Origin of the sequence: Streptomyces sp. Act143 (assembly GCF_003143935.1) — a bacterium.
Classification (GTDB): domain Bacteria; phylum Actinomycetota; class Actinomycetes; order Streptomycetales; family Streptomycetaceae; genus Streptomyces.
In genome coordinates this window covers 2,093,976-2,112,831 of record NZ_QFRX01000001.1, presented here as the reverse complement: position 1 = coordinate 2,112,831, position 18,856 = coordinate 2,093,976, and the positions used below count along the sequence as shown (strand labels likewise).

Here is an 18,856-nt window from a genome sequence, read left to right as displayed (position 1 = left end):
CCCTCTCGCACATCTCGCCTACGGCAGCTGCGCCGCCCGCGCCTCGCGACGGTTGTCGCGGAAGTTGTTCACCCGGCGGGCCGTGGCGAACAGCGGGATGACCGCGCCCATGACCAGCTGCAGCGCACAGCCGGTCTGGAGGAGCAGCTGACCGCTCGGGGCGTCGAACGCCCAGCCGGCCAGCAGGCCCATCGCCGCCACGATCCAGGAGAGCATCGCGACCGCGAGGCGGCCCCTCGGCTTCGGGTACTCGACCCGGCTCACCATCAGCCAGGCGGTGCCCAGGATCGCCAGGAGCGTCGCCACGAAGGGCAGCTCCAGCAGAACGATCGAGACCACCGTCAGCGCCCCGAACGGCGAGGGCATGCCCTGGAACATGCCGTTCGGCACCGTCACACAGGAGAACCGCGCCAGCCGCAGCACCACGGCCAGGAGCACCACGATCGCCCCGACCGCGGCCACTCTCTGGTGGGCGTCGTCGGCGACCATCCCGTAGACGAGGACGAAGTACGCCGGTGCCAGACCGAAGCTGATCAGGTCCGAGAGGTTGTCCAGCTCCGCGCCCATGGGGGAGGAGCGCAGCTTGCGTGCCACCAGGCCGTCGAACAGGTCGAAGACCGCCGCGCACAGCATCAGGATGACCGCCGTGGCCGCGCTGTGGCGGGCCATGCCGGACTCCTGGCTGCCGGTGAGGTGCGGGATCAGGATGCCGGTGGTGGTGAAGTACACCGCCATGAAGCCGCACGTGGCATTGCCGAGGGTGAGGGTGTCCGCTATTGAGAGGCGGAGAGAAAGAGGCATCTCCTCCTCGTCGTCGACCTCGTCGGCCTCGGGCACCCAGCCCGCCTGTGTCTCCGGATCAATCACGGTCAATGCGAGTCACCCCAGCCACGGTCTTCTGACCGACCTCGACCGCGACATCCACGCCCTCGGGCAGGTAGATGTCGACGCGCGACCCGAAGCGGATCAGACCGATGCGGTCACCCTGCTCGACCTTCGTGCCCTGCGGGATGTAGGGGACGATGCGGCGGGCCACCGCGCCGGCGATCTGGATCATCTCGATGTCACCGAGTTCGGTGTCGAAATGCCAGACTACGCGCTCGTTGTTCTCGCTCTCCTTGTTGAACGCCGGAACGAACCCACCCGGGATGTGCTCGACCGACGTCACCGTGCCGGAGAGGGGCGCGCGGTTGACGTGGACGTTGAGCGGGCTCATGAAGATCGCGACGCGGGTGCGGCCGTCCTTCCACGGCATGATGCTCTGCACCACACCGTCGGCGGGCGAGATGACCCTGCCCGTGGCGATCTCGCGCTCGGGGTCGCGGAAGAACCACAGCATGCCCGCCGCGAGCGCGGTGGCGGGCACGGCGACGGCCTTGGCGGCGCCGGACTTGCGCGCGCGCACCAGGCTGAGGGCTGCGGTGGCGACGGTCGGGAGAAGCCACGGCGATGCTCCGCGCGCGAGGCGTACGCCGACCTGGCTGTCGCGAGGTGCAGAGGTTTGGCTGTGGGGCATGGATGACCTTCGTAGCGGATGATGCCGCGCTGTGACGGGGGACGGCGGCTTTCCGGGGATCGTACCGGTCGGTGACCACAACTGGGCAAGCCAGGAAGCCGAGTCGGCGGCTGAAGAGTGTTGACGGGGTGTGATCTTCTTCTCCAAGAAAACACCCCGTATCCGGACATCTAGCCCTGGAATCGATACTCTTCGAGCAGCCTGCGACCGATGATCATTTTCTGGATCTCGGCGGTACCTTCACCGATGAGCAGCATCGGTGCCTCTCGGTAGAGGCGCTCGATCTCGTACTCCTTGGAGAAGCCGTAGCCGCCGTGGATCCGGAAGGAGTCCTCCACGACCTCCTTGCAGTACTCGGAGGCGAGGTACTTCGCCATCCCAGCCTCAAGGTCGTTTCGCTCCCCGGAGTCCTTTTTGCGTGCCGCGTTGACCATCATCGCATGAGCGGCCTCGACCTTGGTAGCCATCTCGGCCAGCTTGAACTGGATCGCCTGGTGCTGGGCGATCGGTTTGCCGAAAGTGTGACGCTGCTGGGCGTACTGGACGCCGAGTTCGAAGGCACGCTGAGCGACGCCGCAGCCACGTGCCGCGACATTGACGCGGCCGACTTCCACGCCGTCCATCATTTGGTAAAAACCTCGGCCGGTGACGCCGCCGAGCACGCGATCGGCCGGAATCCGCAGGCCATCCATGATCAACTCGGTGGTGTCGACGCCCTTGTACCCCATCTTGTCGATCTTCCCGGGGATGGTGAGGCCGGGGCGGACCTCTCCGAAGCCGGGCTCCTTCTCGACGAGGAAGGTCGTCATCGACTTGTGGGGCGCGGTGCCCTCAGGGTGTCCTTCATCACTTCGGACGAGAACGGCGACCAGACTTGACGTCCCGCCGTTCGTCAGCCACATCTTCTGGCCGTTCAGGACGTATTCGTCGCCGTCCTTGACCGCCTTGGACGTGATGGCCGACACATCCGAACCCAGGCCCGGCTCCGACATCGAGAAGGCGCCCCGGATGTCGCCGGCCGCCATGCGCGGCAGGAAGTGGTCCTTCTGCTCCTGCGTGCCGTGCTGCTTGAGCATGTACGCCACGATGAAGTGGGTGTTGATGATGCCGGACACCGACATCCACCCGCGGGCGATCTCCTCGACGCACAGCGCGTACGTCAGGAGCGACTCGCCCAGACCGCCGTACTCCTCCGGGATCATGAGCCCGAACAGGCCCAACTCCTTGAGCCCGTCGACGATCGCCTGCGGGTACTCGTCGCGGTGCTCCAGCTCGGTCGCGACCGGGATGATCTCCTTGTCCACGAAGTCGCGGACGGTGGAGAGGATTTCCTGCTGGACGTCGGTCAGACCGGCGGTCCGGGCGAGGCGTGCCATCGGGCTCAGCCCTCCTGAAGTTCCGGGCGGCCGGGCTGTTCGCCGCCGCGCTCCTTGATGTACGTCTCGGTCGGGACCATGACCTTGCGGCGGAACACGCAGACCAGCGTGCCGTCCTGCTTGTAGCCCTTGGTCTCGACGTAGACGATGCCGCGGTCGTTCTTCGACTTCGACGGCCACTTGTCGAGGACGGTCGTCTGGCCGTAGATCGTGTCGCCGTGGAAGGTCGGCGCCACGTGCTTGAGCGACTCGATCTCCAGGTTGGCGATCGCCTTGCCGGAGATGTCCGGCACGCTCATGCCGAGCAGCAGCGAGTAGATGTAGTTCCCGACGACGACGTTCTTGCCGAAGTCCGTCGTCTTCTCCGCATAGTTGGTGTCCATGTGGAGCGGGTGGTGGTTCATGGTGAGGAGACAGAACAGGTGGTCGTCGTACTCCGTGACCGTCTTCCCCGGCCAGTGCTTGTACGTCGCCCCGACCTCGAACTCCTCGTAGGTGCGCCCGAACTGCATGCTCACGCCTCCGGAATCTCGAACTTGCTGGTGCGCTGCATGCCGGCCGCGCGGCCCTTGCCGGAGATGACGAGCGCCATCTTGCGGCTGGCCTCGTCGATCATCTCGTCGCCGAGCATCGCCGAGCCCTTCTTGCCGCCCGCCTCGGACGTGTAGTAGTCGTACGCGTCCAGGATCAGCTCGGCGTGGTCGTAGTCCTCCTGCGAGGGCGAGAAGATCTCGTTGGACGCCTCGACCTGGCCCGGGTGCAGCACCCACTTGCCGTCGAAACCGAGCGCGGCGGCGCGCTGGGCGACCTCGCGGTAGCCGTCGATGTTGCGGATCTGGAGGTAGGGGCCGTCGATCGCCTGGAGGTTGTTGGCGCGGGCGGCCATCAGGATCTTCATCAGGATGTAGTGGTAGGCGTCCGCCGGGTAGCCGGGCGGCTGCTCGCCCACGACCAGCGACTTCATGTTGATCGACGCCATGAAGTCGGCCGGGCCGAAGATGATCGTCTCGACGCGCTGGGAGGCCGTCGCGATCTCGTTGACGTTGTTCAGGCCCTGCGCGTTCTCGATCTGCGCCTCGATGCCGATCTTGCCGACCTCGAAGCCCATGGTCTTCTCGATCTGGGTGAGCAGAAGGTCGAGCGCGACGATCTGCTCGGCCGTCTGCACCTTCGGCAGCATGATGCAGTCGAGGTTCTGCCCGGCCCCCTCGACGACCGTGACGACGTCGCGGTACGTCCACTCGGTCGTCCAGTCGTTGACGCGCACGACCCTCGTCTTGCCGGTCCAGTCACCCTCGTTGAGGAACTTCACGATGGTGTGCCGCGCCTCGGGCTTGGCGAGCGGGGCGCACGCGTCCTCCAGGTCGAGGAAGACCTGGTCGGCGGGCAGACCCTGGGCCTTCTCCAGGAAGCGGGGGTTCGAGCCCGGCACGGCCAGGCAGGAGCGCCGCGGGCGGAGACGGTTGACGGTCATGCGGGGACCTCCAGGGGGTCGAGCTTGTTCGCTTTCCGGATCTCGTCGACGATGCGGCCGATGATTCCGGTGATGTCGAAGTCCTTCGGGGTGAAGACGGCGGCCACTCCGGCGGCCCTGAGCTGCTCGGCGTCGCCATTCGGGATGATGCCACCGGCGATCACCGGGATATCTGTGGCACCGGCCACATGGAGCCGCTCCAGCACGTCCGGCACCAGCTGGGCGTGCGATCCGGAGAGGATCGACAGGCCGACCGCGTGCACGTCCTCGGCGAGGGCCGCGTCCACGATCTGCTCCGGGGTGAGCCGGATGCCCTGGTAGACCACCTCGAACCCGGCGTCGCGGGCCCGCACGGCGATCTGCTCGGCCCCGTTGGAGTGTCCGTCCAGGCCAGGCTTGCCGACCAGGAAGCGGAGCTTGCCGACCCCGAGGTCCCTGGCCGTGCGGTCGACCTTGCGGCGCACCTCGGCGAGCGGGGAGCCCTCCTCGGCGGGGATCGCGACCGGCGCCGAGGAGACGCCCGTGGGGGCGCGGAACTCGCCGAAGACCTCGCGCAGCGCCCCGGCCCACTCGCCGGTCGTGACACCGGCGCGGGCGCACTCCAGGGTGGCCTCCATGAGGTTGCCGGTGCCCTTCGCGGCCTCCTTCAGCTTCTCCAGCGCCTTGCAGGGGCGCGGGTGGTTGAAGGGCGGCTGGTAGCGGGTGTCGCGCCAGTTCCGGAGGCCGGCGATGACGCGGGCCTCGACCGCCGGGTCGACCGTCTGGATCGCGGTGTCCAGGTCGGCCGTCAGCGGGTTCGGCTCGGTCGTCTCGAAGATGTTGACGCCGATGATCTTCTCCTGGCCGGACTCGATCCGGGCCCGGCGCTCGGCGTGCGAGGAGACCAGCTGCGACTTGAGGTAGCCGGACTCGACGGCGGCCATGGCGCCGCCCATCTCCTGGATGCGTTCGATCTCGGCGAGGGACTCCTCGACGAGCCTGCTCACCTTCGCCTCGATGACGTGCGAGCCCTCGAAGATGTCCTCGTACTCCAGCAGGTCGCTCTCGTGCGCCAGCACCTGCTGGATGCGCAGCGACCACTGCTGGTCCCAGGGCCGGGGGAGGCCGAGGGCCTCGTTCCAGGCGGGGAGCTGGACGGCACGCGCGCGTGCGTCCTTGGAGAGGGTCACGGCCAGCATCTCCAGGACGATCCGCTGGACGTTGTTCTCCGGCTGCGCCTCGGTCAGGCCCAGGGAGTTGACCTGGACGCCGTACCGGAAGCGGCGCTGCTTGGGGTTCTCGATGCCGTACCGCTCGCGGGTGACCTGGTCCCAGATGCGGCCGAAGGCGCGCATCTTGCACATCTCCTCGATGAAGCGGACGCCCGCGTTCACGAAGAAGGAGATCCGGGCGACGACGTCACCGAACTTCTCCTGCGGCACCTGACCGGAGTCCCGGACGGCGTCCAGGACCGCGATCGCCGTCGACATCGCGTACGCGATCTCCTGGACCGGTGTGGCCCCGGCCTCCTGCAGGTGGTAGCTGCAGATGTTGATCGGGTTCCACTTCGGGATGTGGGAGACCGTGTACGCGATCATGTCGGTCGTCAGCCGGAGCGACGGTCCCGGCGGGAAGACGTGCGTCCCCCGGGACAGGTACTCCTTGACGATGTCGTTCTGGGTCGTGCCCTGGAGCTTGGTGATGTCGGCGCCCTGCTCCTCGGCGACGACCTGGTAGAGCGCCAGCAGCCACATGGCGGTGGCGTTGATCGTCATCGAGGTGTTCATCTGCTCCAGGGGGATGTCCTGGAACAGCCGGCGCATGTCACCGAGGTGCGCGATCGGCACTCCGACCCGGCCGACCTCGCCGCGGGCGAGGATGTGGTCGGAGTCGTAGCCGGTCTGCGTCGGAAGGTCGAACGCGACCGACAGACCGGTCTGGCCCTTGGCGAGGTTGCGCCGGTACAGCTCGTTGGACGCCTCGGCCGTGGAGTGGCCGGCGTACGTGCGCATGAGCCACGGCCGGTCCTTCTCCCGCGCGCCGTCGGCGGGCTGACGCTCAGTCATCTATGACCCCGGGTGTCTCAGATGTTGCGGAAGCGGTTGATGGCGTCGATGTGCCGGTCGCGCATCTCCTCGTCGCGCACGCCGAGACCCTCCTCGGGGGCCAGGCACAGCACGCCGACCTTGCCCTGGTGGAGGTTGCGGTGCACGTCGTACGCGGCCTGACCGGTCTCCTCCAGGGAGTAGGTCTTCGACAGCGTCGGGTGGATCTTGCCCTTCGCGATGAGCCGGTTGGCCTCCCAGGCCTCGCGGTAGTTGGCGAAGTGCGAGCCGATGATCCGCTTCAGCGACATCCACAGGTAGCGGTTGTCGTACTCGTGCATGTAGCCCGAGGTGGAGGCGCAGGTGGTGATGGTGCCGCCCTTGCGGGTGACGAACACCGAGGCGCCGAAGGTCTCGCGGCCGGGGTGCTCGAAGACGATGTCGATGTCCTCGCCGCCGGTGAGCTCGCGGATGCGCTTGCCGAAGCGCTTCCACTCCTTGGGGTCCTGGGTGTTCTCGTCCTTCCAGAACTTGTAGCCCTCGGCGTTGCGGTCGATGATCGCGTCGGCGCCCATCGCGCGGCAGATCTCCGCCTTCTGCGGGCTGCTCACGACACAGATCGGGTTGGCGCCGCCGGCCAGCGCGAACTGCGTGGCGTAGGAGCCGAGTCCGCCGCTCGCGCCCCAGATCAGGACGTTGTCGCCCTGCTTCATGCCGGCGCCGTTGCGGGAGACCAGCTGGCGGTAGGCGGTGGAGTTGACGAGGCCCGGGGCCGCCGCCTCCTCCCAGGACAGGTGACCCGGCTTGGGCATCAGCTGGTTGGACTTGACCAGGGCGATCTCGGCGAGGCCGCCGAAGTTGGTCTCGAAGCCCCAGATGCGCTGCTCGGGGTCGAGCATCGTGTCGTTGTGGCCGTCGGAGGACTCCAGCTCGACGGAGAGGCAGTGCGCGACGACCTCGTCGCCGGGCTTCCAGGAGTTCACGCCCGGGCCGGTGCGCAGCACGACGCCCGCGAGGTCGGAACCGATGATGTGGTACGGCAGGTCGTGGCGCTTGGCCAGCTCGCTGGTGCGGCCGTAGCGCTCCAGGAAGCCGAAGGTGGACAGCGGCTCGAAGATCGAGGTCCACACCGAGTTGTAGTTGACGCTGGACGCCATGACGGCGACCAGGGCCTCGCCCGGGCCGAGCTCCGGCAGGGGCACCTCGTCGAGGTGGATGGACTTGCGCGGGTCCTTGTCGCGGGTCTCCAGGCTCGCGAACATCTCCGTCTCGTCCTTGTGCACGGTGATCGCGCGGTAGGACTCGGGGAGCGGCAGGGCGGCGAAGTCGGCCGGCGTCGAGTCCGGCGACTGGATCGCGTCCAGGATGTCCTTCGTGGTCACGGTGTTGCCTCCGGCGATACGCACCCTGAGGGAGGGGTGCTGAGGGTTACGTCGGTTCTGCTGAGGGTGTGGGTGAGGGTGCCGTCGGTTCGGCGGGGTGAAGCTCTTGGTGCTCTTCGGCAGCGCTTTGTGGCGCGGGAGGTTGCCTGTGACGCAGGCGTCCGGGCGGGCAAATCGATGACTTGCTGGGACAGCCGACGTGCGCAAGGTCTCTGCACGCCGGCCGCCCGGACACCTTCAACGTATGACACCGCGTGTCACCTGGCAAGGCACTGAGTGCCAGCAATCGCTCTCAGATGAAATCTTTACGTAACAAATGAGCGATGATCGATCGAACGCGGCTTGAATTTCCCTCGAAAAGGGCCCCTGACATGCCAAAACGGCCACCCCGAAGGGTGGCCGTCATCACAGCGGCGGTGTAGGGCTCAGCGGTCCTTGAGCGCCTCTTCGATGGTCCGCATCACCTGGTCCAGTGGGGCGTCGGTGCGGGCGACCGTCACCAGCACCTCGCCGTGGGTGGAGACCGTCGCGGCGGACGGCTGCGGGGTGCCGGTGCGCCCGGCTCCGATGCCGGTCCCGAACGTCTTCCGTACGATCGCGAAGGCGTGGTCCAGCTGCGCCTCCACGTCGCCCTGGCCGCCGGCCCGCAGCCAGCGCCGCAGCACGTGGTTGTGGGCGGTGACCACGGCGGACGCGGCGACCTCGGCGAGCAGCGGGTCGTCGTTGGCGTCGTCGTCATGGGCGTGCTCGTCGAAGTGGCCGAGCAGATAGCGGGTGAACAGGCGCTCGTAGCGGGCCACCGACGCGATCTCCGCCTCGCGCAGGGTGGGCACCTCACGCGTGAGCTTGTAGCGGGCGACCGAGATCTCCGGCCGGGCCGCGTACATCCGCATGACTTCCTTGATGCCGTTGCACACCGTGTCGAGCGGATGCTCGTGCGGGGGAGCCGCGTTGAGCACGGCCTCGGCACGGACCAGGGTGTCGTCGTGATCGGGGAAGATCGCCTCTTCCTTGGAACGGAAGTGGCGGAAGAACGTACGGCGCGCGACTCCGGCCGCGGCCGCGATCTCGTCGACGGTGGTCGCCTCGTACCCCTTGGTCGAGAACAGCTCCATCGCCGCTGCCGCCAGTTCTCGGCGCATCTTGAGCCGCTGGGCGGCCGCGCGACTGCCTGCGGCACTTTCCGGCGCGTCGGGCGTAGCTGGTGTACGTGAGGACTTGGCGGGCTGGGACATGACCCGAACGTACTGCATGTGCGCAGGTTGGCGCTCAGATCCGGGGGAGCCCCCGCCCGCTGCGGGCGGGGGGCTTCCGTGGGGGTCGAGCAGTCCGCCCCAGTCCTCGTTCGCTCTGAACCAGTCGCCGGACGGCTCAGCGGCGGGCATATTCGCGGAAGCCGCGGCCGGTCTTGCGGCCGAGGCAGCCCGCGGCCACCAGGTGCTCCAGGAGCGGGGCCGGCGCCAGACCGGGGTCCCGGAACTCGCGGTGCAGGACCTTCTCGATGGCGAGCGAGACATCGAGTCCGACGACGTCCAGCAGCTCGAAGGGGCCCATGGGGTAGCCGCCGCCGAGCTTCATCGCGGCGTCGATGTCGTCGAGGGAGGCGTAGTGCTCCTCGACCATCTTGATGGCGTTGTTGAGGTACGGGAACAGCAGCGCGTTCACGATGAAGCCGGCCCGGTCGCCGCAGTCCACCGCGTGCTTGCGGATCTTGGTGCAGACCTCGCGGACCGTCGCGTGCACGTCCTCGGCGGTCAGCACCGTCCGCACGACCTCGACCAGCTTCATCGCGGGCGCCGGGTTGAAGAAGTGCATGCCGATCACGTCCTGCGGGCGCGAGGTGGCGCGGGCGCAGGCGACGACCGGGAGCGAGGAGGTGGTGGTGGCCAGGACCGCGCCCGGCTTGCAGACCTTGTCCAGGGTCTGGAACAGCTGCTGCTTGATCTCCAGGTCCTCGGCGACGGCCTCGACGGCCAGGTCCACGTCGGCGAACGCCTCGTAGGAGCCCGCCGGGGTGATCAGGTCCAGGGTCTGCGCGGCGGCCTCCGCGGTCATCCGGCCCTTGTCGACGGAGCGGGAGAGCGACTTGCCGATGCGGGCCTTGGCGGCCTGCGCCTTCTCCTCGCTGCGGGCGGCCAGGACGACCGCGTACCCGGCCTTGGCGAAGACCTCGGCGATGCCGGAGGCCATGGTGCCCGAGCCCGCGACACCGACCGAGCGGACCGGACGGCCCGCGGCCCGGGAACCGCCCTCGGCCGGGGTGAGGGCGTCCGGCACGACCGTGGCGCTGCCGGGACCCTCGTACGAGTAGAAACCGCGCCCCGACTTACGGCCCGTCAGGCCCGCCTCGCTGAGCTGCTTGAGGATCGGGGCCGGGGCGTGCAGCCGGTCGTGGGACTCGGCGTACATGGCGTCCAGGACGGTCCGCGCGGTGTCGATGCCGATCAGGTCGAGCAGGGCGAGCGGGCCCATCGGCAGTCCGCAGCCGAGCCGCATCGCGGCGTCGATGTCCTCCCGGGAGGCGTACTTCGCCTCGTACATCGCGGCGGCCTGGTTGAGGTAGCCGAACAGCAGCCCGTCGGCGACGAATCCGGGCCGGTCGCCCACCGCGACGGGCTCCTTGCCCAGGTCCAGCGCGAGGTCGGTGACGGCGGTGACGGCGTGCGGCGCGGTCAGCACCGAGGAGACGACCTCGACCAGCTTCATGGCCGGTGCCGGGTTGAAGAAATGCAGGCCGAGCACCCGCTCCGGGCGGGCCGAGTCGGCGGCGAGCCGGGTGACGGACAGGGCGTTGGTGCCGGTCGCCAGGATCGTCTCCGGCCGCACGATGCCGTCGAGTTCGCGGAAGATCTGGTGCTTGATCTCGTACGACTCCGGCGCCACCTCGATGACCAGGTCCGCGTCGGCCGCGGTGCGGAGGTCGGTGGAGGTGCGGACCCGGGCGAGGATGTCCGCGCGCTGCTGCTCGGTCAGCCGGCCGCGTGTCACGGCGCGGCCGGTGGAGGTCTCCAGGGCGGCGACGGCCTGGGCGGCCGCGGCCTCGCTGATGTCGATGCCGATGACCGTGCGGCCGGCCTTGGCGAGGACCTCGGCGATGCCGGTGCCCATGGTGCCGAGGCCGACGACGGCGACGGTCTCGATCGCGGACAGAGGGGTGTCGGACAGGGGAGCGGCCATCGCGGGACTCCAGGAATGAGGGTGACGACTGGGAGCGCGACCCGGTGCGCCGAAGGGCGCACCGGGTGCGTGGAAAATGCGAGATGCGGGTGTTGCCGGGCTGCGAGCGCACACGCCCGGTGGTGCGATGCCGTCGTCGCGGACGCGCACACGCCCGGAGAACGGTGAAGCCGACCGGCCCTGTCCCAAGCCGCGTCGTACTGAGGTACCGAAGAACGGATACCGAACCGACTGCTCTTGCGACGGCTGCGTCACCAGGCCACCGCAAGGAGTTCCGCGAGTGGGTAACTCGCTCGATTGAGCTTAACCCGCGGGTAACGAGCGCGCCAGCCCCTCGTCTTTGTGATGTACGTCCCTCGCCCCCGGCACCCCGCCTAGGCTGCCCTTCATGGACGAAGAGTTGCGATCACTCACGGAGCGCTTACGGCAGGAGTCGGGGGCATCGGCGGCCTACGAGCGGTTGGCGGAGACCAAGGAGCTCGACGAACTGGCGGGGGTACTGACCGAGCCCGGGCAGCCGCTGTGGGCGCGGGAGCTCGCCGCGTTCCGGCTGGGGGTCGCGGGTGACCCCCGGGCCTTCGAGTCGCTCGTCCTGCTGCTCAACCACCGTGACCCGCAGCGCTGCGCCTCCGCCGCCCACGCCCTGGCCCGCCTCGGCGACCCGCGCACCGCCCGCGCGGCCGCCGCCCTCGCGACCAACGAACTGCGGGTGGCCTACGCCCTGCACCCGGTCCGGCTGCTGACCGAGCTGCGCGCCCCCGAGTCGGTGCCGGCCCTCATCACCACCCTGGAGCGGCGCCTGCGCCCGCACGACCCCTACCGGCGCGTGGCCCTCGCCTGCGTGGAGGGCCTGGGCGCCCTCGGCGACGCCCGGGCCAGACCCGTGCTGAACGAGGCCCTGGCGCATCCGGCGCTGGCGGAGGCGGCGGTGCACGCGCTGGCGCGGATCACTGGTCCGCGCGGAGGCTCCTGACGTAGCGGACCTCGGGCACCGGGACCCCGGCCACCTCGAACGGCTCCTCGGCGCCGTCGGGGTGGAACCCGGCCCGTTCGTAGAAGGTGCGGGCGCGGCTGTTGCCCTTGAGGACCCAGAGACGCATGCGCGCGTGCCCGGAGGTGGTGCACTGGCGCACCGACTCCTGGAGCAGGGCGTGGCCGATGCCGGCGCCGAACCGGGCGGCGTCGACGTAGAGCGCGTACAACTCGGCGTCCGCCGTGCGCACTTCGCCGTCCCGGTAGGGGCCGTGCGCGGCCCAGCCCAGGAGGTCGCCGTCCTGCTCGGCGACGAGGTTCGCCACGCTGCCGCCGGACCGCCGAAAGCGCTCGCGACGCCGCTCGGCGTCCTCGGCCACGCTGAGGCCGTCCAGGTAGGGCTGCGGCATCAGTCCCCGGTACGCGGTCTGCCAGCCGCGGATGCGGATCTCGGCGACGCGCTCGCAGTCGGCGAGGGCCATGTCCCGGACCCGGATCACGGGGCGAGTACCGCGAGGGCCTCGATCTCCATCAGGAACTCGGGCCGCACCAGCGCCGCGACCTGCACCGCCGAGGCGGCCGGCAGGCGGTCGTCGGGTATGTGCGCGGCGCGGGCCGCACGGATCGCGGGCAGATGGGCCACGTCCGTGACGAAATAGGTGAGTTTGACGACGTCGTCGAAGGTCGCGCCCGTGGCCGCGAGGCAGCGGCGGAGGTTCTCGAAGACCTGGCGGGCCTGCGCGGCCGGGTCGCCCTCGCCGACGATCTTTCCGTCCTCGTCGAGTGCGAGCTGGCCGGAGACGGCGACGAAGGTGCCCGTGCCCATGACGACATGGGAGTACTGGGTCGCGGGGGCGAGCCCGGCGGGGGCGGGAATCCTGGTCAGCTCACTCATGCGTCCATGGTGGACCATGGGACTGACAACGCCCGCCCCCGCCGGATCGGGTGACGCTCAGCCGCGGAAGCCCAGCATGCCGTGCAGCGTCGAGCCCCGCGACGTCGTCGACGCCGAGCTCAGCGGCTTCGGGTCGGGCAGCGCGTTGCACACCGCGTCCACCTCGCCGCCGCTGCGCGGCACCGTGCCGTCGGTCAGATACGCCGCCAGGTGCTTGTCCAGGCAGGCGTTCCCGCTCAGCGTGATGCCGTGGTTCCCGCCGCCCTGCTCGACCACCAGGCTGGAGCCGTGCAGCAGACGGTGGACCATCACGCCGCCCTCGTACGGGGTGGCCGCGTCGTTCGTCGCCTGGAACAGCAGCACCGGCGGCAGGTCGCCGTTGGCGACGTCCACCGGGTCCAGCGAGTCCGTCGGCCAGAACGCGCACGGCGCGTTGTACCAGGCGTTGTTCCAGGTCATGAACGGCGCCTTCTTGTACACCGCCCAGTTGTCGTCGCGCCACTGGCTCCAGTCGCGCGGCCAGTCGGCGTCACGGCACTGCACCGAGGTGTAGACGCTGTAGCCGTTGTCGCCGGAGGCGTCGACGGCGGCGAAGTTCTCGTACGCCTCGACCAGCGGATCGGCGTTCTTGTCGTTCACGTACGCCGCGAACGCCTCCGCCAGATAGGGCCAGTAGCCGTTGTAGTAGCCGCCCGGGATGAAGGTGTCCTCCAGCTCCGAGGCACCCACCTTCCCGTCGGCGGGCTTCTTCGCCAGCTGCGCACGCATCTTGTACCACTTGGCCTCGATCTTCGCCGGATCGGTGCCGAGCTTGTAGGTGGCGTCGTACTTGGCGACCCAGGCCATGAAGGCGAGGTGGCGGTCGTTGAAGGCGTAGTCCTGGCCGAGGTTGTCGTCGTACCAGACGCCGGTCGGGTCGACGATCGAGTCCAGGACCAGGCGCCGCACGCGCTCGGGGAAGAGCTTGGCGTAGACCGCGCCGAGATAGGTGCCGTACGAGTAACCGAAGTAATTGATCTTCTTCGCGTGCAGGGCGGCGCGGATCGAGTCCATGTCGCGCACGGCCTGGACGGTGTTGATGTACGGCAGCAGGTCGGCGTACTTCTTGCCGCAGGCGGCGGTGAAGGACGTGGCCCGCCGGAGGTTGGCCTTCTCGATCGCGGGGGTGCTCGGCACGGAGTCGGGGCGGACGGGGTTGAAGTGGCCGGGCTTGCAGTCGAGCGCCGGCTTGCTCTTGCCGACCCCGCGCGGGTCGAAGCCGATGACGTCGTACTGCGCCGCGACCGCCTTGGGCAGCGAGGAGGCGACGAAGCCGGCCAGCGTCAGACCGCTGCCGCCGGGACCGCCGGGGTTGACCAGGAGCGGGCCCTGGGACTTCTTGGCGGTGTGCGGGACGCGGGACAGCGCGAGCGTGATCTGCCGTCCGTGCGGACGGTCGTGGTCGAGTGGGACCTTGAGGGACGCGCACTGGAGCGTCGGGTAGTTCGTGGTGCCGCAGCTCTTCCAGGTGAGCTTCGCGGCCGGAGCGGTGTCCGCGGTGCGCGGAGTGCTCGCGTCGGCGGGCAGGGCGGTGAAGGTCCCGGCCATGACGACGGCGGCGCCGCACAGCACGGCTGCGCGTTTTCTCATGGAGTCCTCCCAGGACGGAGGTTTCGGACCGCGAGTCTCACGGTCCTCGCCGCATCGTCCCGGAAAGCGCGCCCGGAAGAACGCGTTCTGGCAAGACTTGACCCAATTGGGTCGCCTGATGCGCTCGAACGCTCTCAGATCAGTGTGAGTTGGGTGCCTCCCGGCGCGTCGGGCGCGGCCGGCTCGGGCTCCGGAATCCGGCGCGGCACGCCCGTGCCGGCGGGCCCGATGCCGTACTCCCCGGCCAGCTCGTGGACCTGACGGGTGATCCGGCGCTGGTACCACTTCGGCGCGTAGGAGCCGTCGGCGTACAGCCGCCCGTAGCGGCGCACCAGGTGCGGGTGGTGGTGCCCGAGCCAGGACATGAACCACTCGCGTGCGCCGGGCCGCAGATGCAGCACCAGCGGGGTCACCGACGTCGCCCCGGCCGCCGCGATCGCGCGCACCGTGGCGCGGAGTTGGGACGGTTCGTCGCTCAGGAACGGGATCACCGGCGCCATCAGGACCCCGCAGCCGATGCCGTGCTCGGACAGGGTGCGTACGACATCCAGGCGGCGCTCCGGGGCGGGCGTGCCCGGCTCCACGGTGCGCCACAGCTCCGGGTCGGTGAAGCCGACCGAGACGGCGATGCCGACGTCGGTCACCTCGTGGGCCCGCTTCAGCAGGTCGAGGTCGCGCAGGATCAGCGTGCCCTTGGTCAGGATCGAGAACGGGTTCGCGTGGTCGGTGAGGGCGCCGATGATGCCCGGCATCAGGCGGTAGCGGCCCTCCGCGCGCTGATAGCAGTCGACGTTCGTGCCCATCGCTATGTGCTCGCCCTGCCAGCGGCGCGAACCGAGCTGGTGGCGCAGCAGCTCCGGGGCGTTGGTCTTGACCACGATCTGCGAGTCGAAGCCGAGGCCGGTGTCCAGGTCCAGGTAGCTGTGCGTGTTGCGGGCGAAGCAGTAGACGCACGCGTGCGAGCAGCCCCGATAGGGGTTGACCGTCCACTGGAAGGACATGCGGGAGACCGCGGGCACCCGGTTGATGATCGACCGGGCCCGGATCTCGTGAAAGGTGATGCCGGCGAACTCGGGCGTGTCGAACGTCCGGCTGGTCACCGCGTCGGCGCCGAACAGGGCGGCGTCGGCCCTGCCGTGTTCGGCGGATTCTGTGAGGTTCTCCCAGCGCATGAGGCCTCCTCGGTAGCACTGAGGAGAGAATAGAACACATGTTCCCTTGATCGTGCGAGCGGCTTTTCCGGGGGCGCGTCCGCGCGTCGCGCGCGACCCCGATTTGGGCGGCCGGGGACCGGGGTGGTTGGCTTGGCCCCACCCCCTAAACACAGGTCCTGGAGGAGTCCCATGGCGCAGGTCGAGGCCACCACCGAGCGGGTCGTCGCGGCGGACGCGGAGAAGGTGTTCGACGCCCTCGCCGACTACAGCGGCACCCGGCAGAAGCTGCTCCCCGAGCACTTCAGCGAGTACGAGGTGCGCGAGGGCGGCGACGGCGAGGGCACTCTCGTCCACTGGAAGCTCCAGGCCACCAGCAAGCGCGTGCGCGACTGCCTCCTGGAGGTCGGCGAGCCCACCGACGGCGAGCTCGTCGAGAAGGACCGCAACTCCTCCATGGTCACCACCTGGCGGGTCACCCCGGCCGGGGACGGCAAGTCCCGCGTCGTCGTGACCACCGTCTGGAACGGTGCCGGCGGCATCGGCGGCTTCTTCGAGAAGACCTTCGCGCCCAAGGGCCTCAGCCGGATCTACGACGCGGTGCTCGCCAACCTCGCCGCCGAGGTCGAGAAGTAAGTCCCGGGCGAGCGGGGGGCGTTGGCCCTGGGTCGGCGTCCTCGCCGCCTTCCCGCCGACCTCCCCGCCGGCTTCCTCGCCGGCTTCCTCACCGGAACGAGTGGATCTCCGCCCGCCGCACCGGTTCGCCGTAACTCGCCGCGCTTGCTCGCAGTTGTCGCATTAAGCGGGAATTGTGAGGGCGCGGCGAGGGGAGCGGACACGTGGGCGGGACCACTCTGGTGCAGGAGGACCTCCGGGACGAACCGGCCCCGGAGACCCCACGGCTCGCCGTCCCCGCACCCGCCGAAAGCCCGGAACTCGGCCCGCGCCGGGTCCGGTTGGTCTTCTTCGCGCTGATGCTCGCGCTGCTCCTGGCCGCCCTGGAGCAGATGATCGTCGCCACCGCGCTCCCCAGGATCGTCGGCGAGCTGCACGGCCTGGACAAGATGTCCTGGGCGATCACCGCCTACCTCCTCACCGCCACGATCGGACTGCCGGTCTACGGCAAGCTCGGCGACCTCCTCGGCCGCAAGGGCGTCTTCCAGTTCGCGATCGTCGTCTTCGTCATCGGCTCCGCCCTCGCCGGACGGGCCACGACCATGGACCAGTTGATCGCCTTCCGCGCGGTACAGGGCGTCGGCGCGGGCGGCCTCATGATCGGCGTGCAGGCGATCATCGCCGACATCGTGCCGCCCCGGCAGCGCGGCCGGTTCATGGGCCTCATCGGCGCCGCGTTCGGCCTCGCCTCCGTCGCCGGACCCCTGCTGGGCGGCTACTTCACGGACCACCTCTCCTGGCGGTGGTGCTTCTACATCAACATCCCCTTCGGCCTGGTCACCCTGGCCGTCGTCACCGCCGTGCTCAAGCTGCCGAAGCCGCGGGGCAGGGCCAGGCTCGACATCCTGGGGATGCTGCTCCTCGCCGCCGCCTCCACCTGCCTGGTGCTGCTGACCAGTTGGGGCGGCACCGAGTACGCCTGGGACTCCCGGGTGATCCTCGGGCTGGGCGCGGGCGCGGCGGCGGCCACCGTGCTCTTCCTCGTCGCCGAGCACTTCGCGTCCGAACCCCTCATCCCGCTGCGACTGTTCAAGGACTCCGTCTTCAACATCACCGGTCTCGTCGGCCTGGTGATCGGCGTCGCGCTCTTCGGGGCCGCGAGCTATCTGCCCACCTTCCTGCAGATGGTCGACGGGGCCAGCGCCACCGAGTCGGGGCTGCTGATGCTGCCCATGATGGGCGGCATCGTCGGCGCCTCCGTCGTCTCCGGCCAGCTCATCAGCCACACCGGCCGCTACAAGCTCTGGCCCGTCCTCGGCGGCGGGCTCTCCGTCCTCGGCATGTGGCTGCTGTCCCGGCTCGAAGTCGACACGCCCCGGCTGCACTACAGCCTCTGGATGGCCGTCCTCGGCGCCGGGATCGGCATGGTGATGCCGGTCCTCGTCCTCGCCGTGCAGAACTCCGTGCGCCCCGCCGACCTCGGCACGGCGACGAGCGCCAACAACTACTTCCGGCAGATCGGAGGATCGGTCGGCGCGGCGATCTTCGGCACGCTCTTCGCCGACCGGCTCACCGACGCCCTGGCCGAGCGCCTCCCCCCGGCCGCGGGGCTGCCCGACGCCGAATCCATCACCCCGCAGCTCGTCCACACGCTGCCCCCGCGGCTGCGCGACGCCTACATCCAGGCGTACGCCGACGCCATGCCGCGGATCTTCCTCTACCTGGTGCCGGTCCTCGTCCTCGGACTGCTCATCGCCTTCTTCCTCAAGGAGAAACCACTGGTGTCCCACCACGCCGCCGAAACCGAGACCGCCCCCCTGAACCCGCCGATCCCGCAGGCCCGTTCGGGGTACGCCGCCGGAATCCCGGTGTGCGGCACGGTGCAGCACCCCGACGGGACCGTCGTCCCGCGCGCGGCGCTCACCCTGATCGACGTCGGCGGGCAGCAGATCGGCCGGGGCGCGAGCGGCGAGGACGGCCGGTACGCGCTGTCGACGCCCGGGTCGGGGGCGTACGTCCTGATCGCGGCGGCGGGCGGCCACCAGCCGCAGGCCGTCTCCGTGACCGTCGGCGAACGGCCCGTCGAGCTCGACGTCGTCCTCGGGGGCGCGGGACGCCTGGCGGGCAGTGTGGTGACCGCGGACGGCGCCATCGTGCGGGACGCCACCGTCACCCTCACCAACGTGCACGGCGAGGTCGTCGCCAGCACCCGCAGCGGGCGCGAGGGCGGCTATGTCATCAGCGAACTCGTGGCCGGCGAGTACACCCTCGCCGCCAGCGCCCCCGCCTTCCGCCCGGCCGCCCTCCCCGTCACCGTCCAGGCCGCCCGGGAGACCCGCCAGGACATCGAACTCGCCGGCGGTGCCGTGCTGCGCGGCACGGTACGGGCGAGCGGCGGCCGTCCCGTCGAGGACGCGCGCGTGACGCTGCTGGACGCGGCGGGCAACGTCGTGGACACGCTCACCACCGGCGCCGACGGAACCTTCCGGTTCGTCGACCTCTCGTCCGGCGAGTACACGGTCATCGCCGCGGGCTACCCGCCCATCGCCACCGTCCTGCAGGTCGCGGGCGGCGGCCGCACGGAACGGGATCTCCAGCTCGGACACGAGGACTGAGCCGAGGGCCCGGAAAAGCCGGACGCAGGG

The 18,856-nt window shown here is 69.6% G+C and carries 16 protein-coding genes; 3 read left to right on the top strand and 13 right to left on the bottom strand.

From position 1 onward, the window contains the following. Positions 1 to 18: 18 nt before the first annotated feature. The 9 genes from pssA to DI272_RS09410 form a co-directional block, all read right to left on the bottom strand. A complete protein-coding gene (gene pssA / locus DI272_RS09450; protein ID WP_109494916.1) occupies positions 19 to 837 on the bottom strand; it encodes a CDP-diacylglycerol--serine O-phosphatidyltransferase in 819 nt (272 codons plus the stop codon). Between the two features lie 22 nt (positions 838 to 859). Further along, positions 860 to 1,516: a phosphatidylserine decarboxylase gene (locus tag DI272_RS09445; RefSeq protein WP_059195329.1), complete on the bottom strand. Its 657-nt coding sequence runs from the start codon at positions 1,514 to 1,516 to the stop codon at positions 860 to 862. A gap of 170 nt (positions 1,517 to 1,686) precedes the next feature. After that, a complete protein-coding gene (locus tag DI272_RS09440; protein ID WP_109494915.1) occupies positions 1,687 to 2,892 on the bottom strand; it encodes an acyl-CoA dehydrogenase family protein in 1,206 nt (401 codons plus the stop codon). Between the two features lie 5 nt (positions 2,893 to 2,897). Further along, entirely contained in the window at positions 2,898 to 3,404 is a 507-nt protein-coding gene (locus DI272_RS09435; RefSeq protein ID WP_059195327.1) for a MaoC family dehydratase, read from the bottom strand. Between the two features lie 2 nt (positions 3,405 to 3,406). Beyond that, on the bottom strand, positions 3,407 to 4,366 hold the full coding sequence (locus tag DI272_RS09430; RefSeq protein ID WP_031475710.1) for a CoA ester lyase: 960 nt from the start codon (positions 4,364 to 4,366) through the stop codon (positions 3,407 to 3,409). After that, complete coding sequence (locus tag DI272_RS09425; protein ID WP_109494914.1) at positions 4,363 to 6,411, bottom strand: protein meaA; 2,049 nt, start codon at positions 6,409 to 6,411, stop codon at positions 4,363 to 4,365. The genes DI272_RS09430 and DI272_RS09425 overlap by 4 nt, the downstream gene beginning before the upstream one ends. Positions 6,412 to 6,428: 17 nt before the next feature. Further along, entirely contained in the window at positions 6,429 to 7,772 is a 1,344-nt protein-coding gene (ccrA, locus tag DI272_RS09420) for a crotonyl-CoA carboxylase/reductase (protein ID WP_109494913.1), read from the bottom strand. A gap of 425 nt (positions 7,773 to 8,197) precedes the next feature. Beyond that, positions 8,198 to 9,007 (bottom strand): TetR family transcriptional regulator, encoded by an 810-nt coding sequence (locus DI272_RS09415; protein ID WP_181387132.1) that lies wholly within the window; start codon positions 9,005 to 9,007, stop codon positions 8,198 to 8,200. Between the two features lie 136 nt (positions 9,008 to 9,143). After that, on the bottom strand, positions 9,144 to 10,949 hold the full coding sequence (locus DI272_RS09410; RefSeq protein WP_109494911.1) for a 3-hydroxyacyl-CoA dehydrogenase family protein: 1,806 nt from the start codon (positions 10,947 to 10,949) through the stop codon (positions 9,144 to 9,146). A 388-nt stretch (positions 10,950 to 11,337) separates the two neighbouring features. Between DI272_RS09410 and DI272_RS09405 the strand changes: the two genes are divergently transcribed. Further along, on the top strand, positions 11,338 to 11,922 hold the full coding sequence (locus DI272_RS09405; protein WP_109494910.1) for an adenylosuccinate lyase: 585 nt from the start codon (positions 11,338 to 11,340) through the stop codon (positions 11,920 to 11,922). Here DI272_RS09405 and DI272_RS09400 read toward each other — a convergent pair. From DI272_RS09400 to DI272_RS09385, 4 genes are all read right to left on the bottom strand, one after another. After that, complete coding sequence (locus tag DI272_RS09400; protein WP_109500753.1) at positions 11,897 to 12,403, bottom strand: GNAT family N-acetyltransferase; 507 nt, start codon at positions 12,401 to 12,403, stop codon at positions 11,897 to 11,899. The two genes, DI272_RS09405 and DI272_RS09400, sit on opposite strands and share 26 nt — an antisense overlap. Positions 12,404 to 12,417: 14 nt before the next feature. After that, on the bottom strand, positions 12,418 to 12,816 hold the full coding sequence (locus DI272_RS09395) for a RidA family protein (protein ID WP_109494909.1): 399 nt from the start codon (positions 12,814 to 12,816) through the stop codon (positions 12,418 to 12,420). Between the two features lie 57 nt (positions 12,817 to 12,873). After that, positions 12,874 to 14,445 carry an alpha/beta hydrolase gene (locus DI272_RS09390; protein WP_109494908.1) on the bottom strand — a complete coding sequence of 524 codons (1,572 nt, stop codon included), beginning with the start codon at positions 14,443 to 14,445 and terminating at the stop codon, positions 12,874 to 12,876. 134 nt (positions 14,446 to 14,579) lie between these two features. Beyond that, positions 14,580 to 15,617: an Rv2578c family radical SAM protein gene (locus DI272_RS09385; RefSeq protein ID WP_109494907.1), complete on the bottom strand. Its 1,038-nt coding sequence runs from the start codon at positions 15,615 to 15,617 to the stop codon at positions 14,580 to 14,582. 171 nt (positions 15,618 to 15,788) lie between these two features. Here DI272_RS09385 and DI272_RS09380 point away from each other — a divergent pair, with 171 nt between their 5' ends. Together DI272_RS09380 and DI272_RS09375 are read left to right on the top strand one after the other, a co-directional pair. After that, positions 15,789 to 16,232 (top strand): SRPBCC family protein, encoded by a 444-nt coding sequence (locus DI272_RS09380; RefSeq protein ID WP_109494906.1) that lies wholly within the window; start codon positions 15,789 to 15,791, stop codon positions 16,230 to 16,232. A 203-nt stretch (positions 16,233 to 16,435) separates the two neighbouring features. After that, positions 16,436 to 18,826: an MFS transporter gene (locus tag DI272_RS09375; RefSeq protein WP_109494905.1), complete on the top strand. Its 2,391-nt coding sequence runs from the start codon at positions 16,436 to 16,438 to the stop codon at positions 18,824 to 18,826. Positions 18,827 to 18,856: the final 30 nt, after the last annotated feature.